The sequence below is a fragment of the Bradyrhizobium sp. LB13.1 genome (assembly GCF_054056815.1).
On record NZ_JBSRYQ010000001.1, the window covers coordinates 4761322 to 4773799 of the forward strand.

18 protein-coding genes and 1 pseudogene are annotated in these 12478 nt (G+C 60.2%); 3 read left to right on the forward strand and 16 right to left on the reverse strand.

Annotated features, from left to right (window positions below):
* Positions 1-209: 209 nt before the first annotated feature.
* Together ACVWYI_RS22690 and ACVWYI_RS22695 are read right to left on the reverse strand one after the other, a co-directional pair.
* Positions 210-467, reverse strand: coding sequence for a hypothetical protein (locus tag ACVWYI_RS22690; RefSeq protein WP_456663253.1), 258 nt, complete (start codon positions 465-467; stop codon positions 210-212).
* Positions 464-781 carry a hypothetical protein gene (locus ACVWYI_RS22695; protein ID WP_456663254.1) on the reverse strand — a complete coding sequence of 106 codons (318 nt, stop codon included), beginning with the start codon at positions 779-781 and terminating at the stop codon, positions 464-466. Before ACVWYI_RS22695 ends, ACVWYI_RS22690 begins: the two co-directional genes overlap by 4 nt.
* Positions 782-1036: 255 nt before the next feature.
* Here ACVWYI_RS22695 and ACVWYI_RS22700 point away from each other — a divergent pair, with 255 nt between their 5' ends.
* From ACVWYI_RS22700 to ACVWYI_RS22710, 3 genes are all read left to right on the forward strand, one after another.
* Positions 1037-1231 carry a ribbon-helix-helix protein, CopG family gene (locus tag ACVWYI_RS22700; protein ID WP_456663255.1) on the forward strand — a complete coding sequence of 65 codons (195 nt, stop codon included), beginning with the start codon at positions 1037-1039 and terminating at the stop codon, positions 1229-1231.
* Between the two features lie 298 nt (positions 1232-1529).
* A complete protein-coding gene (locus ACVWYI_RS22705; protein ID WP_456663256.1) occupies positions 1530-2081 on the forward strand; it encodes a hypothetical protein in 552 nt (183 codons plus the stop codon).
* A gap of 481 nt (positions 2082-2562) precedes the next feature.
* Positions 2563-3066: a hypothetical protein gene (locus tag ACVWYI_RS22710; RefSeq protein WP_456663257.1), complete on the forward strand. Its 504-nt coding sequence runs from the start codon at positions 2563-2565 to the stop codon at positions 3064-3066.
* 115 nt (positions 3067-3181) lie between these two features.
* Here the strand turns inward: ACVWYI_RS22710 and ACVWYI_RS22715 are convergent, their stop codons facing one another.
* From ACVWYI_RS22715 to ACVWYI_RS22780, 14 genes and pseudogenes are all read right to left on the reverse strand, one after another.
* Positions 3182-3382 (reverse strand): hypothetical protein, encoded by a 201-nt coding sequence (locus ACVWYI_RS22715; RefSeq protein ID WP_456663258.1) that lies wholly within the window; start codon positions 3380-3382, stop codon positions 3182-3184.
* A 63-nt stretch (positions 3383-3445) separates the two neighbouring features.
* A complete protein-coding gene (locus ACVWYI_RS22720) occupies positions 3446-5203 on the reverse strand; it encodes a hypothetical protein (RefSeq protein WP_456663259.1) in 1758 nt (585 codons plus the stop codon).
* Between the two features lie 196 nt (positions 5204-5399).
* On the reverse strand, positions 5400-5621 hold the full coding sequence (locus tag ACVWYI_RS22725; protein WP_456663260.1) for a hypothetical protein: 222 nt from the start codon (positions 5619-5621) through the stop codon (positions 5400-5402).
* A 9-nt stretch (positions 5622-5630) separates the two neighbouring features.
* On the reverse strand, positions 5631-5825 hold the full coding sequence (locus tag ACVWYI_RS22730; RefSeq protein ID WP_456663261.1) for a hypothetical protein: 195 nt from the start codon (positions 5823-5825) through the stop codon (positions 5631-5633).
* Positions 5826-5842: 17 nt separating this feature from the next.
* Entirely contained in the window at positions 5843-6334 is a 492-nt protein-coding gene (locus ACVWYI_RS22735) for a hypothetical protein (protein WP_456663262.1), read from the reverse strand.
* Positions 6331-7089: a hypothetical protein gene (locus tag ACVWYI_RS22740; RefSeq protein WP_456663263.1), complete on the reverse strand. Its 759-nt coding sequence runs from the start codon at positions 7087-7089 to the stop codon at positions 6331-6333. Before ACVWYI_RS22740 ends, ACVWYI_RS22735 begins: the two co-directional genes overlap by 4 nt.
* A gap of 141 nt (positions 7090-7230) precedes the next feature.
* Positions 7231-7674: a hypothetical protein gene (locus tag ACVWYI_RS22745; protein ID WP_456663264.1), complete on the reverse strand. Its 444-nt coding sequence runs from the start codon at positions 7672-7674 to the stop codon at positions 7231-7233.
* A 1-nt stretch (position 7675) separates the two neighbouring features.
* The gene (locus tag ACVWYI_RS22750; RefSeq protein ID WP_456663265.1) at positions 7676-7969 is read right to left on the reverse strand and encodes a hypothetical protein; all 294 of its coding nucleotides are present in this window, start codon (positions 7967-7969) and stop codon (positions 7676-7678) included.
* 263 nt (positions 7970-8232) lie between these two features.
* The gene (locus ACVWYI_RS22755) at positions 8233-8856 is read right to left on the reverse strand and encodes a phage/plasmid primase, P4 family (RefSeq protein WP_456663266.1); all 624 of its coding nucleotides are present in this window, start codon (positions 8854-8856) and stop codon (positions 8233-8235) included.
* Positions 8822-9673: pseudogene (locus ACVWYI_RS22760) on the reverse strand (phage/plasmid primase, P4 family); the annotation flags it as partial. The pseudogene ACVWYI_RS22760 and the gene ACVWYI_RS22755, both read right to left, overlap by 35 nt.
* On the reverse strand, positions 9673-10215 hold the full coding sequence (locus tag ACVWYI_RS22765) for a hypothetical protein (protein WP_456663267.1): 543 nt from the start codon (positions 10213-10215) through the stop codon (positions 9673-9675). The gene ACVWYI_RS22765 and the pseudogene ACVWYI_RS22760, both read right to left, overlap by 1 nt.
* On the reverse strand, positions 10212-10490 hold the full coding sequence (locus ACVWYI_RS22770) for a PC4/YdbC family ssDNA-binding protein (RefSeq protein ID WP_456663268.1): 279 nt from the start codon (positions 10488-10490) through the stop codon (positions 10212-10214). Before ACVWYI_RS22770 ends, ACVWYI_RS22765 begins: the two co-directional genes overlap by 4 nt.
* A gap of 2 nt (positions 10491-10492) precedes the next feature.
* Complete coding sequence (locus ACVWYI_RS22775) at positions 10493-10714, reverse strand: helix-turn-helix transcriptional regulator (protein ID WP_456663269.1); 222 nt, start codon at positions 10712-10714, stop codon at positions 10493-10495.
* A 530-nt stretch (positions 10715-11244) separates the two neighbouring features.
* Positions 11245-12462, reverse strand: coding sequence for a tyrosine-type recombinase/integrase (locus ACVWYI_RS22780; RefSeq protein ID WP_456663270.1), 1218 nt, complete (start codon positions 12460-12462; stop codon positions 11245-11247).
* Between the last annotated feature and the right edge of the window lie 16 nt (positions 12463-12478).

Consider the following 12478-nt stretch of genomic DNA (forward strand, 5'->3'; position numbering starts at 1 on the left):
TTGTAGAAGAAGCGGTATTCGCCCTGTTTGCGTCGCGCGCTCTGCGGCCGTATGGCACTCCTAACTTGGCCTGGTGATTCCGAGGCCGCCTCTGTCGGCGGCCTCTTTTCACCTGTTCAGGTGGCTCTTGGCGATGTCAGCGCTTCAATCGTCCAGGCGGGCCGACCAGCGGCTGCCGGTCGCGCTCCTGTGCATTCGGCGCCGGCGCGTCATGATGGCCCTCGCAGCTCGCTATTCCAACGGGCGTCGTACTCCTTTTCGAGCCGCGTCAGCATCTCGGCAGAATGAAAGACAGCGAACCTCAAATGATCGTTCTCGAGCGCCGCATTCAGCATCAACTCCGCTGCTATGCCCGTCATCCTGACGCAATCCCGAAGGCTGGGTTCCAGCTCTCGGAAGGCTTGGGCGTGAAGTTCTTCGATATTGATCCCTGATCGGTCGGGGACCAGTTCGACAACGTTGCTCATTGCTGCGCCCTCCCGCCTTGCGTCACGGCAAGCTCGAATAGCTCGGCGAGAAGAAGGCGAGCTGCCTCTACGCCTTTCCAGAGTAAGGCGCCCTCGTCCAGGTAGGGATCGGCCCGGAGTGCTTCGCCCCTGTGAATTTTTCCAGCAACGGTCACAGCGATGGATACGCTATGGCAGGGGTGCCGCAGCGGATTGCGATTGCGGCTGGCGCGCTGACGGCCGCTGCTGCACGGCGTATAGGCCTCAGCCGTCACATTGAGCATTCGGACGTTCGATGCCGGCAGCTTGCCCGGGAACGTGAGGACGTTGCTCATTGCTGCCCCCCAACCTGGCTCGCGGCCGCCCTGCGGAGTCGCTTGAGCGCGTGGAAGAACTGGTCGGGGGAAATGTCGGTGCGACGGTAAAGCTCACCAGCGGACTCCGCTGGCCGTTCTATGGGCGAGCTTGCCCGTGGCGTGCTATGCACGCTGTCAGCTTCGGTCATCTTGAATACCCTTCCGTGATCGAGGTTAGGGCCGGGGCGGAAGTTCGCGCTTCCCCTCGGCTCGTATTTTTAGTAAACTGAAAAGATGAAGAAGTCAATTTCGGTAAACAAAAACTCACGCGGTCGACCGAAGAAGGCTGGCGGGGTCGATCCGGTCAGCGCTGTCCGACTTCCTGCCGATGTAACTCAGGAGGTTGATGCTTGGGGGGAAGCACGCGAGCTAAGCCGCTCCGAGGCCATCCGCCGGCTAGTCGAGATCGGGCTGAAGGCGAAGCGATGAGCCCTCCCCAGTATTCTCGTCCGGCGCGAAAATGATAAAGAACACGAATTGCTGGATCTGCGACGCGCCCGCCGATAGCGCAGAACATAGGATAAAGAGGTCGGATGTGACCCGTGCCTATGGGCGAGGCTCTTATCAAGGGCCGTCCGCGCCTGTTCACGTTCGAGATGGTGCGATCAATCAAGTGCAAGGACCGAACTCACTTCGGCTCAAATATAATCAGATCCTGTGCCATGACTGTAATACAGGGCGGTCGCAACCGTTCGATAGAGCTTACGATCGTCTCATAGACTGGGTAATGTCTAACGAACGGGTGATTTTGCAAAGGCGGCATCTGAATTTTGAAGAGATTTACGGACAGGAATGGGAAGAGAAGCAGCGCGACCTCTTCAAGTACTGCGTTAAAAGCTTTGGCTGCCGATTGGTTGACGCGGGCGAAATGGTCCCGCAAGATTTAGTTGACCTGTTGGCACTGACGTCGTTTCGCACCGCCCTCAAAGTGACATTCGCCGTCAATGAGGACGTCTTGTTGATGCCGCAGGATGACCGCGCCGGCTTTATAGCCATGGGAGACCTGTTCTCCACCACCGCTAAAGGCTACCTTTGGTGCGAAAGCGTTTCCTGGTTCAGAATTCACTATTGGTACTCCTGCCAGCCAGATGGCGCATTAGGTTCGACGTGGATTGCCAACGCGCAGTACGTCTATCTCGGGAGTGAAGCCCCGCTGCCTTCCGAAATGAGAGCCGATTTGCTAGCGAAGGCGAGCCGTAAGAAGGTTGCGCCCGCGTCCCTGGATCTCGCTGCGCAAGGCTTCGATGTCTCCAGTGGCATTGACACAGCTGACGATTGAGTTTTTACCGCTCCTGATGAGCGCTTGCGCACGTGAGGCCCGAGTCCCGGCCGGTCCAAGGTTGAAGGTGCTAATCCACCGTTTTACAACCTTAGGGACAAGTGACGCTAGGTCAGCCGGCCTGCATTTTCCGAATCGCCAGAGCGTGCTCGCTGCCCCACCATGTTTTGTTGGGGGGGCGCGTGAGTCAGTTTTTGTCGGTGCTGCTGCTAGCGACGGCTCTAACCATGACCGTATGCATCGGAGTGGCCGCTTGGCGCGTCTCTGACGCGAAGGATACTGATATAACGGGGCAAATTCCGCATCATTCTTACGGGTGGAAGCCGGCATCTCCAAACTAATGCCCTTGCCCTCGCCCTACGCCGCCCCTGATCGCCATGCTAATGCTGCTGGTCGTGGCGATCGCCCGGAGCCTCGTGTACTGACGGCCTAGTGCTCTCCTGGGATGGTAGCATTGGGCTTAACACAAGGCGGTGAACCCATGACAAAGCTTCCTGTTGCTCCCTTAACGCAAGACGATTTGCTTCGCATCTTGCACCGCCAAAGTCAGGCCGGAAGTGTCCTTGTGACGGCAGGGCTCATTGAAGACGAGCTCGAGAAGCTATTGCTTTCGGCGGGCCGCCCACTGGAAAACAAGACAGCGAAGGAGATCTTTGGTGCCATGGGACCACTTCATGGCTTCTCAGCCAAAATCGAAATTGCCTACATGTTTGAACTAATAAATCGAGACGTCCGCGACGACCTTCGGATCATCAAGGGAATTCGCAACAAATTCGCGCACACGAGCCGCTACGTGTTCTTCGAAAGTCAGCATATTGATCGTGAATGCCGCAAGCTTTCGAATTGGAGTGAGGGACTCGGCAATGAAGAGGTGTTTCGTGGCCGAGCTATCGGTTGCGTGAACCTCATCAAGCTCAAAATCGACAGCCTTATGTTTGCCAAAGCACTCCGGGAAGAGCCCTCGGTCATCGAGGATGACGAATAGGGTGATCCGCCGCATCGGCTCCGGCCGCTGACGCGCGGCGCCATTGAGCTAGGGTTCCGCCCAACCGCCGATCACCAGGCCCGCACTGTTTGCTAATCAGACAGCGAGCCGTTTTTCACTCTCGATCCGCTCCGCTATAGATCACCCAATCGATGTATCCCTTGCAGCGAATGAGCACGGTGACATTTCCGCCGCCATGGTCGACGATCGCGGCGCACTGCCGGTCACGCGGAAGCTGCGGATAGATCACGGTCTCCTCGGCGGGCGCCGAGCCGGTCAAAGCGAGTAGCGCAAACATAGCTGCTGTGATCTTCACTAAATTCCCCTCACGGATTGAATACGCGCCGATCTGCCATCGCTACTTCGATTGTCATCTTCCTCAAAACACCGTGTCGGCGACGATGTTGGTCGTCGTCAATGCGCCCGCATTGTTGATCGTGTTGGTGGCTCCATTCCGAGACAACATCGAGGCCTTGATCTGATTTGTGGCGCTCCCAGCGTTTCGCGTCACCAGGTTGGTCACCGAGCCGCTGCCGGCGACGTTTTCGATGTAGGTCATGGCCCCGTTGGCGGCGGGGACATTGACTTGGATGCAGGTAACGACCTCTTCACAGTAGGTCTCACGGATGACGTTCACTGCGCCAGTGTTGACGATGACTGCGGGTCCTGGCCAGGTCGACGATCCCGACGTAAATTGTGTATCGCCGTCGATCGTCTGGATCGCATTTGGATAATTCAATGATACGCCGAATGGCGTGACTTGATAATTTGCAACGCAATACATGCTGGTGATGCGGAAAAAAGCGGTCCCGCCCGAGCCGGTCTCTGTGTACACACAGCCCCGATAGATCGGGTACATCGTGACTTCAAGAACCGCAATCGACTGTTGCTGACAGTTGGTATAAACCATTGCCACTGTGCCGCTGATTGTATGGTTCGCACCAAACAGCGTTATGTGGCGAATGCTATTATAGAAACATGAGAAACGTGCGGTCGGATCACCAAGAGTGATGAAATTGATGCTACTCGCTTCAACGTCGCACTCTTTAAGGGTGGTGCCGACTTGGCTCACTCCTCTAAGAACAACACTCTCCGGGACCATCAGGCCACCACAAACGAAGGCGGTGCCTCGAGGGACAATGACGGTGTGGCCAGAGAAGCCGCCGCCGTCGATTTGATAGTTGCCGTAGGCGGCGAAGTTCATCGCGCTTTGGATCGAGGTCTTGTCGTTGGTGGCGCCCGCGTCGCCGGTGGCCACAACCCAATTGACCTTGGCGCCGAACTGGCGCGCGTTGATGTAGTTGCCCTCGTCGACGACGTACTGGAAATGGGTGCCTGAACTGTCGGTGAAACTGGCCAGCGGCGTGGTCAGGCTTGTGACCGTGATCTTGGGCTGGGTTGTCGAGCATGGTACGGCCGCAACGGGCCCATCGTTCAATGGAACGGTAAGCTGGTCGCCGGCCACGTAGGCGTTGCCACCCGTGCCAGTGATGGTGAAAGAGGTGAGGACGTTTCCGCTGATCACCGCAGTCCCGACCAGGCCGAAGCCGCTGCCGCCGGTGACCTTGTTGCCGTGGTACGTCCCGTTGGTGCAGCCGGCTCCGGGGGTGCTGATTGAAACGGCAGAGACGAAGGAATCGATGAACGCGGCGGTGCCGATGTTTTTGAATGTGGCTCCCCCGCCATCCCCAGCCGTGGTGTAACCGAGCGTCTTGATGACGGACAGCGCTGAGAGATCCGAGCCAATGGCGGCGGCCCGCGACGGCACCACGTATTGCGTGGCTGCAGTGGCGCTGACGGTGCAGTTGATCGAGTTGCCCGAGCACGTTCCAGTTAAAGAGACGCCTGCACCAGCCACGACCTGCTGCGTCAGGAAGGTGTGCCAGGCGGCGTCATCACCGAGATAGCGCCCGGTTGCTGTGGTTGGCGCGGGGACGCACCCCTTTGTCGTGGTTGTGAAAGCGTTGCAGAGGTTGGCCGTGATGCTTGCGAAAGGGATCGGCTGGGCTGGGCCAGTGCCGAACTGAGTTCGTCCGATGACGGTACCGGATGGCACGGTGGGGAACGTCTGCGCCGCGGCAAGAGCCGGCAGCAGGACGAACGCAAGAAGCGCGAGCTTCAGACGAAAAGCGGTCATGTTGACGAACCGAAAATTTCAGTGATGCCGCTAACGACACCACCTCCGTTTCGGCCGTATCCTCGTCGGGGGGCCGCTTAATCCTTGCGTCTCGCCCCTTCGCGGGGCGTCTACGCGGTACGCAAATTTGTGGTGGTTCAGTCTCCCCAGGCGAACCACCAAGCCTGGATGAAGAGGATTACCCGTCCCCCGGAGCTCACAATTTCACGTCAACGCCCGCCGCCGCGACCCACGGCGCTGTCTCGATGAACAAACGAAATGCATTCAGCGCGTTCAGCGCGTCCTTTTTGTTCCACCCTGCGCCGTCAAGAATGCGTAGCTCGATACCGGATGCGGCACTTGATGCCGTGCCGGTGGTGAAGTCATTTTGTTTGAAACCGGTAACGCCTCGGTTCAGTGCGATGAAATGGTCGGACATGCTGTGCTCCTATTGAACCAGTTGCGGCGGCTTGTAGTGCACGAAATTGTCCGGGACATCGGCATATGCATGCCGAAGCGCGTAGGCCTCCGCGTGAATGTCTGCAGCGCTATCTGCGGCGGCGCGCATGTCCTCGATCGACTTCACTTCCGTGGCGGAAAGAGACGCGACGACGATTTTCTGCTCGTCGGTGTCCCGGTTCAAAAAACAGCATCGATATTTCACTTGGTTACCTCCGGGGTGAGATCTGTCTTGAGACCACGAGCGATCACTGCATCGGCCGTGGCCATAAGTCGTTTGGCTTCCGCGTCGTTTGCGAGGAACTTTGCGACAAAACCTTTGTCGGACGTCTGCCTCTGTTTCCAAGCCTCGACCAATTTCATCTCCGCTGGGCTGACGCCTTTGCCCTCCAGGTGCTCACGAATGACGGGATCTGAGATGCCCAGCCCGCGCATCCAATCGGCTATGCTGGCCATCTGCCGGCCTTCCGTGATGGGAAGATCGCGGCCGGGGACGGCTCCTGCCATCGCGGCGTCAATCATGCCGGTGTCGGCCGGATCGTTCCCCGCGATCTTGGTCGTGAGGTTTTGAAATTCGCCCTTGGCGGCGACGTCCCCCGCCAAAAAGCGGTCTCGCCATTCCTGGGTTGCGGTCAATTCACCAAGGCGAGAGTGGGCGGCCGCAGGCGTCGCGAGATGTGGATCGTCGCTCATGCCGCTTCTCCCTGCGTGGCTGCACTCATCTGGGCGGCATCGAGCCGAAGGACTTGCTGTTCAATGTCCTGCAGCATCGCCTGATGAGCCCGTTTCAGAACTTCGATGCCGGGTGGAATTTCCTCAGGAACGTCGCGCAGCGAGATGACCTGCGGCTTTGCGAATGCCAGTGGCGCGCGGCGGCCATTGCGGGCCTCGCCAAGCCGATACATCTCAGCCAAGAGCAACTTCTCGCATGAGCCAAGCAAATTGCCGCTGAGCCCGTTCTCGCCGATCGTCATCGTCGGGAAGGAGGTGCCGCTCGGAAGAACTCCGATCATGGCCTCGGTCTCCACGGTGAATTCCGCGAAGGCCTTTGCCATTTCGGCGGCGTGCTCAAGAGCTCGCTTCATGGCCCCTTCGCGGCTCCCAACGTGGCTTCGGAATGCCGATAGCTGGTCATCGCGCATCTGAATGGCAGCGGACGCGTCGGCCTGGCGGTCCAGCTTCCGGGCCAACCGTAGCGCGCCGCGCAGCTCGCTTGCGGCGGTGTTGGCGGCTTCAATCTTGGCGCGGTGCCCCGCCAGCTTGTCCGCCGCCCCGGGCTTCCGCTCGGCAGCTTCAAGCGCGTATTCCGCGACCTGCTCATCGAGCTCGGCCAGCGCCCCCAACGCGCAATCAAGTTTCTCCTGGACGGCCGGCGCGCGCCGCGCCGATGCTTCGGGTTGCGGCAGCGATTGCTCTGCGGCGTATTCGCCGGACTTCCTGCGGAACATGGTCAAAATCCTCACGCGGCTTCGTTGCGATGCTGGATCGGCTGTGAAGCCGCGGCGACCGCGTCCTCGAGCCGGCAGCGGATCCAGTCCGAAACCGTGCGCCGCTCGCGCGCCGCCAATTCCTTCATGCGCTCCTCCAGATCACGCTTGATCCGGGTGCCGACAATCTTCGTGCTGTTTGCCATCGTTAGCCTCTGTCCGGTTCGTGCTGTCAGCATCCAGCGTGATCTGCGGATCGCTAGCAACGCACCACAATGTTGTTTCCGGAGGTGGGCCCGGTGCGGCTGCCTTCCCATTCGTTGGCCGCCGCTTCCGAGGCCGCCAGCGGCCGCGCACGCGCGCCGCCTGCTCTGGGTCCTCCATGATCACCGCGAACGCGATACGCATCCCAAGCGCGTCCAGAAGCGCCTGGAGCGACATCTCGCCGAACCCTCGCATCGGTGGGTCCGCCAGCAGTTTGCTCACGTAGCCGCCCTGCAGGCCCGTGATGGCGTCCAGCGTCTCGTGCGAAATGTTGAGCTCGTCGCGCCTGTCGCGCACGACCTGCAGCAGTTGCTCGCGGTCAGCAATCATCCGGGGCTTCATGTCAGACAATGCTCAACGAGGTTTGCGAAAGCTGGCCGCCGAATTTTTTGGAGGGCGCCGCGAAAGAGAGCGAGGAGGTAATTGGGGGAACGCGCGCGCATTCTTCCTCCCACCCCCCTCGATCCTGGATTCCAAAAGGGAAAACCATGGCTATCTGGCAGGCGATCGGCCGGCACCATCGCGCGCGCGTCAACGCCACATGATTGGGACAAATCGGATGACCATCGCGGTTGAGCAGCGCAAACAACAACTTGATGACGAACCGCGATGAGTGGTGCCGCAGCGGGAAGCGCATGGGAATCAGTCGCCATCTATATCGACCTCGACCGTAACTGACATAACCGTTAGCTCGTCGACCAGGCTGCCGCTGGACCGCTGTATAATGCGCGTGCGAGAGCCGGCGGAAATTGGGTTTCTCGGCGTTACGCCTACATCTCGACAATGCAGCTATCTGAAGCCCCCTCTTCCACAAGCTGGTGACACATGTGACGGGAAACCTACTTATCGCCGTCACGCGCGCGCGTGTAACGTGGTTATAGTAATCTCGTGTCACATCCGTCACCGATCATAAACCCCTTCGAAATCGGCCAAGTCTGACGTCAACCGCAGACCATAGAAGCCACGTCCGGAATTAAGGCGGTGGGGCGTGAAGCCGCGATCGACCAGTTTCTGGGTGAACGTCTTGGTGCTACCGGCGTGTTCGCTGGAAGCATCGGCCCAGGCCTTCCAATCGCTGTACAACGCGGCGGACGAGGTCCAGGCGTTGGGGTCGCGCTTGCATCGGTCATCAATCCAGCTGCCCACCGTATCCTCGGCGCTGAGGTATTCAGCGGTAGCCTTGGTCACCGCCTCGGGCGCTGCCAATCCAATGCGCTGCCACTCGAGGCAGCCCTCGATCATCCAGGACAGGATGCCTGGCCACTCCGCCCTGATCTTGTCGGACAGATCCGGGTCCCGCTCCTCCGCCGGGATGGTCACGGTGAAGGGGATGAGATGGAAGCGCCGCTTCATGGCCTCGTCCACCGACCGAAGACCGGGCTTGTGGTTGCCGGCGATCAGAAGCTTGAACTGCGGGGTGAACTCGAAGAAGTCCTGCCGCATGAAGCGCGCCGATATCTTGTCGCCGCCGGTGAGCGCTTTTGATCCGGGCCTCGGCCCAACGGCGGTTCTCTTCCGTTTCATTGGCCGTGACGAGCCGGGCTCCGCGAAGGCCAGCAAGCTCGGTCGGATGCTGGGCAAATGACGACGCGGTGAAGGTCTCGATCGGCGACGTCCTGTGGTAATCCTGGAGGATCCCGGAGATCGCGTTGATGAAGACGCCCTTCCCGTTCCCACCGGTGCCGTACAGGAAGAACAGCGCCTGGGCGCTGGTCGAGCCGGTCAAGGCATACCCAGCAACTCGCTGCAAGAACGCCTGGAGCTCGGTATCGCCTTCGGTGATCCTCATCAGGAACTGCCTGAAGATCGGACAGGCGCCCGCTGGAGACACGGCGGTGATGCTAGTGAAGTAGTCGTCGCAGCGATGCGGACGGCGCACGCCGGACCGGAGGTCAATCACGCATTCCGGCGTGTTGAGCAGCCAGGGGTCGAGGTCCCACTGTGCAGTCGTGGCGGCGATCGCCCTGTCCGCCTTCGCCAGCCGCTCAATGGCTGCCACCGTCTTCGCACTTGCCAGATTGACGGCAACCTTTGGTTTGTTGCACTCCGCGGCGGCAGCGCGGCAGATGGACCTGGCATAGTCGAATCCAGCCAGCGTTTCATCGGCCGCCCATTTGCGGCCATCCCAAATCATCCACTTGCCCCAGGCAGATACGAAGCGCAGATCGTTGCGGTGTTCGTCGGCAAAGCGCAGGGCCAGTGCCTCGTCGGTAAAAGCGGGCGGTCGCGGAACGTCATCGCCATGTTCTGCCGGTTCTTCGGTCTTAGCGGGCGGGCGCCTGTCGAGGCCGAAGTCGGACAAGACTTGCAGGGCCATGGCCTTGTTTGCGGGGCTCAGCATCAGGTAGCCTCCAGCATTTCGAGCACCGCCAGTGCGTCATCCGGATGATTGCGCACCCATTCAGCGAGCCGTTCGGGATTGTTCTCGCTCATCACGATGTAGAAGCTATCGATCGTTGATTGCGGCGTGCGATACGGCAACTTCTCGGTCGCTGATGCCTGCTGCGTCGGCGGCTGTTCGCCAGTCCAGCGCCAACGGTCGCGCGGGTCTGCCAATTCCCACTGCATCACGAGCTGCGAAGCATAGTCGGAAGGCAGATCCGGCTCCCACCCTGCGTCGGCCAACTCGTCCGCAACCTGCGCAGCCACGATTTTGCGGAAGCGCTGGAACGGCTTCGCAACGAGCCGCTGCACTTCATCCTGGCCAATGGCCGCGACCAACCCCGATTGCTCGGCAAACTCTTGGAGCGGGTCAATCGCGTCGGCGAGATGTTCGAACTGGTACTCGTAGTCGAGATAGGCGCGGATCAACGCGCGCGTTTCGAGCAGCCAGATTGCGTCTTCCAGCGCTTTCCCATCGATGATTTTTGCCGGCGCGTTCATTCGGTCTCGCCCCCGTCGAGCAGGCCGAGCTCCTGCGCCTTGGCCAGTGCCTTGTTGATCGCCTTGGCGAGGTCCGGCAGCCGCGTCACCTTGATCGCGACGCCCTTCGCAGTCGGGACCAGCTTCCCTTCCCTGCTCATGGCGTGCTTGCGCACGTTGACCAGGTTGTGGCCCTGGTAGGTCGACAGCTCGGTGATGATCGCATCGTGGCGGCGGTTGGCCCAAAACTGATCGACGACGACGGGCTCGAGCAATTCGGGCTTGCGCGTGCCCATGATCAAGCCGCCGTCTCGATCAAACGTGAAACCTGCCAGCGGCGGTTCTCCGCGACTGTCACGCCCTTGCGGCGCTCGGAAAGTTTGATGAAGGTGGGCCCGTTGCCGGAGGCGATGAGCCTCTGCCCGGTGCTGCGCGAAAAACCATTCAGCTTGCACCAGTCGTCGAACGATAAAACCCGGTCGGCCTCGATATAGCTTGGAATTTCCTGCTTCTGAGACATTCTGCACCTCTGCGCGTCTTCAAGACGCCGCTAGAGGTACCGCTGATTTGGCGGTGTTAAGTGAGACGATTAGGCCTTCCGCTTCTATCGCCCTATTTGTCTCACTAATGGTTCACGATTGAGAGCTCGGTCAAGGCGCCGGATGATTGATTTAACTTCCCTCTCGTCCTGATCTCGGTTCTTGCCGATCACCTTTCCCACAATCCTCTTTCGGATTTTTACCGACTGATTCTTCAAGGCGTGCCTCGCGAAGTCGCGTTTGCTTAGCCATTGTCCAGCCAGCCAAAGCTGAACGAGATATTTGTCGGACTCGGGGTCGTGAGGGCCTTTCCGTTTCTGAGGCGGCGTCGATTTCGCGCGGCGGAGCTCCTTCGGGGCCGCCCTCGCCTGTTCACGAAACAGTTTAGCTGCCTTTCCCGGACCGAAGATCGCACAGCCTTCGCGAAACAGGGATACGAGCCGTTGCCTAAAATCTTCACGCGCTTCTTCGGTGAGGCCAAGATCAAAAGCGGCACCGGTTCCTGGGGACTTCATTGCACAATCGCGAGCAGATGCGCCTCCCACTTCGCCAACGCTGCGGAAATCTCCGGTTCGTAATCATGGTGATCGTAAACGCCGCCGATGCCGGACTTGTGGCCGGCGTGGTTCAAGACCAGTTCGGCGATATGCGGCAGCACGCCCAGTCTTCCAAGCCGGGTGCGCACTGTTCGGCGAAGGTCGTGCAAGCGCCACGGCGTCATCGCCTTGCCGTCGGCCGCGGTGATGCGGGCGCCCAGCGCCAGGCTGCTGTACGACCATGCGCAGAAGCCTGATGCCCCGCCGCCGAATAGCGTGTCGCGACTGTTGCGCCGACGAACTGATTGCAAAATTGCCACGGCGGTCGCCGGCATGGTGATTTCGTGCGGCCGCTTGCTCTTGGTGCGCTCCTTCGGCAGCGACAGACGGCCTGTGGCCAATTCGATCTCCTGCCAGCGAAGCCCGCCGATCTCGTCGCGTCGACACGCGGTCAGCAGCAGCAGGCGAACGATCCGGCCGAAATCGTCATCCCCGCAGTTCCGCCAGATGCTGCGGATCTCGTCATCGTTCAGGACTCGATCGCGCGGCGCTTTCCCATAGACCGGATTATCTGTGCCGATCGTCGGGTTTGCCTTCACCCCGATGCCCTGCCGCATAGCCCATGCAAAAAACGACGACAGCGCGCCGCGCGCCCGGGCGGCCGACGTGGGGCCGTGCTCCTTCATCAGCTTACGGATCAAGCCGGCGATGTCCTCGAACGATACCTTGCTGACGGGCTTCCCGTGCAGAGGCGTGCAGTGGCGCCGCAGATAACGCTCCTCGGCGAGGTAGGTGTTTCGGCGGAGGCTCCCCGCCTCCAGGCGCGCCAGTTGGCTCGCCAAATAGAGTTCCGCTACCTTCTCGAAGGTCAAGGCGTCGGCCGCTTGGTCGGTGCGCCGTTTCTCCTCCTCGGCGTCCGGATCGATACCGAGCTCGACTTGGGCGAACCGCTTGCGAGCGATGCCGCGGGCATCCTCCAGGGTAACCTTGCGGACGTCCCCAATGCCCTTACGACGCTGGTCAATGCCAACCCGGTATTGAACGACGTAGGTGGCCTTCGCCGCCCTTAGGCGCACGCCAAAGCCCGGGAGGTCCGGATCCCATGCGATGTGATCGGTCTTGCCGGCCGGCAGCGCCAGCTTGCGCACATAGGCGTCCGTGAAGCGGATGCGATCTTCGGAGATTTTCAGCATTTGGGAAGCAGCCCTC

Excerpts from the sequence above, each read along its gene's own strand:
- ACVWYI_RS22720 (WP_456663259.1), bottom strand. The coding sequence starts at position 5,203 with ATGACCGCTTTTCGTCTGAAGCTCGCGCTTCTTGCGTTCGTCCTGCTG.
- ACVWYI_RS22780 (WP_456663270.1), bottom strand. The coding sequence starts at position 12,462 with ATGCTGAAAATCTCCGAAGATCGCATCCGCTTCACGGACGCCTATGTG.
- ACVWYI_RS22690 (WP_456663253.1), bottom strand. The coding sequence starts at position 467 with ATGAGCAACGTTGTCGAACTGGTCCCCGACCGATCAGGGATCAATATC.
- ACVWYI_RS22770 (WP_456663268.1), bottom strand. The coding sequence starts at position 10,490 with ATGGGCACGCGCAAGCCCGAATTGCTCGAGCCCGTCGTCGTCGATCAG.
- ACVWYI_RS22710 (WP_456663257.1), top strand. The coding sequence starts at position 2,563 with ATGACAAAGCTTCCTGTTGCTCCCTTAACGCAAGACGATTTGCTTCGC.
- ACVWYI_RS22765 (WP_456663267.1), bottom strand. The coding sequence starts at position 10,215 with ATGAACGCGCCGGCAAAAATCATCGATGGGAAAGCGCTGGAAGACGCA.
- ACVWYI_RS22735 (WP_456663262.1), bottom strand. The coding sequence starts at position 6,334 with ATGAGCGACGATCCACATCTCGCGACGCCTGCGGCCGCCCACTCTCGC.
- ACVWYI_RS22725 (WP_456663260.1), bottom strand. The coding sequence starts at position 5,621 with ATGTCCGACCATTTCATCGCACTGAACCGAGGCGTTACCGGTTTCAAA.
- ACVWYI_RS22775 (WP_456663269.1), bottom strand. The coding sequence starts at position 10,714 with ATGTCTCAGAAGCAGGAAATTCCAAGCTATATCGAGGCCGACCGGGTT.
- ACVWYI_RS22695 (WP_456663254.1), bottom strand. The coding sequence starts at position 781 with ATGAGCAACGTCCTCACGTTCCCGGGCAAGCTGCCGGCATCGAACGTC.
- ACVWYI_RS22705 (WP_456663256.1), top strand. The coding sequence starts at position 1,530 with ATGTCTAACGAACGGGTGATTTTGCAAAGGCGGCATCTGAATTTTGAA.
- ACVWYI_RS22740 (WP_456663263.1), bottom strand. The coding sequence starts at position 7,089 with ATGTTCCGCAGGAAGTCCGGCGAATACGCCGCAGAGCAATCGCTGCCG.
- ACVWYI_RS22700 (WP_456663255.1), top strand. The coding sequence starts at position 1,037 with ATGAAGAAGTCAATTTCGGTAAACAAAAACTCACGCGGTCGACCGAAG.
- ACVWYI_RS22745 (WP_456663264.1), bottom strand. The coding sequence starts at position 7,674 with ATGAAGCCCCGGATGATTGCTGACCGCGAGCAACTGCTGCAGGTCGTG.
- ACVWYI_RS22750 (WP_456663265.1), bottom strand. The coding sequence starts at position 7,969 with ATGCGCTTCCCGCTGCGGCACCACTCATCGCGGTTCGTCATCAAGTTG.
- ACVWYI_RS22755 (WP_456663266.1), bottom strand. The coding sequence starts at position 8,856 with ATGAAACGGAAGAGAACCGCCGTTGGGCCGAGGCCCGGATCAAAAGCG.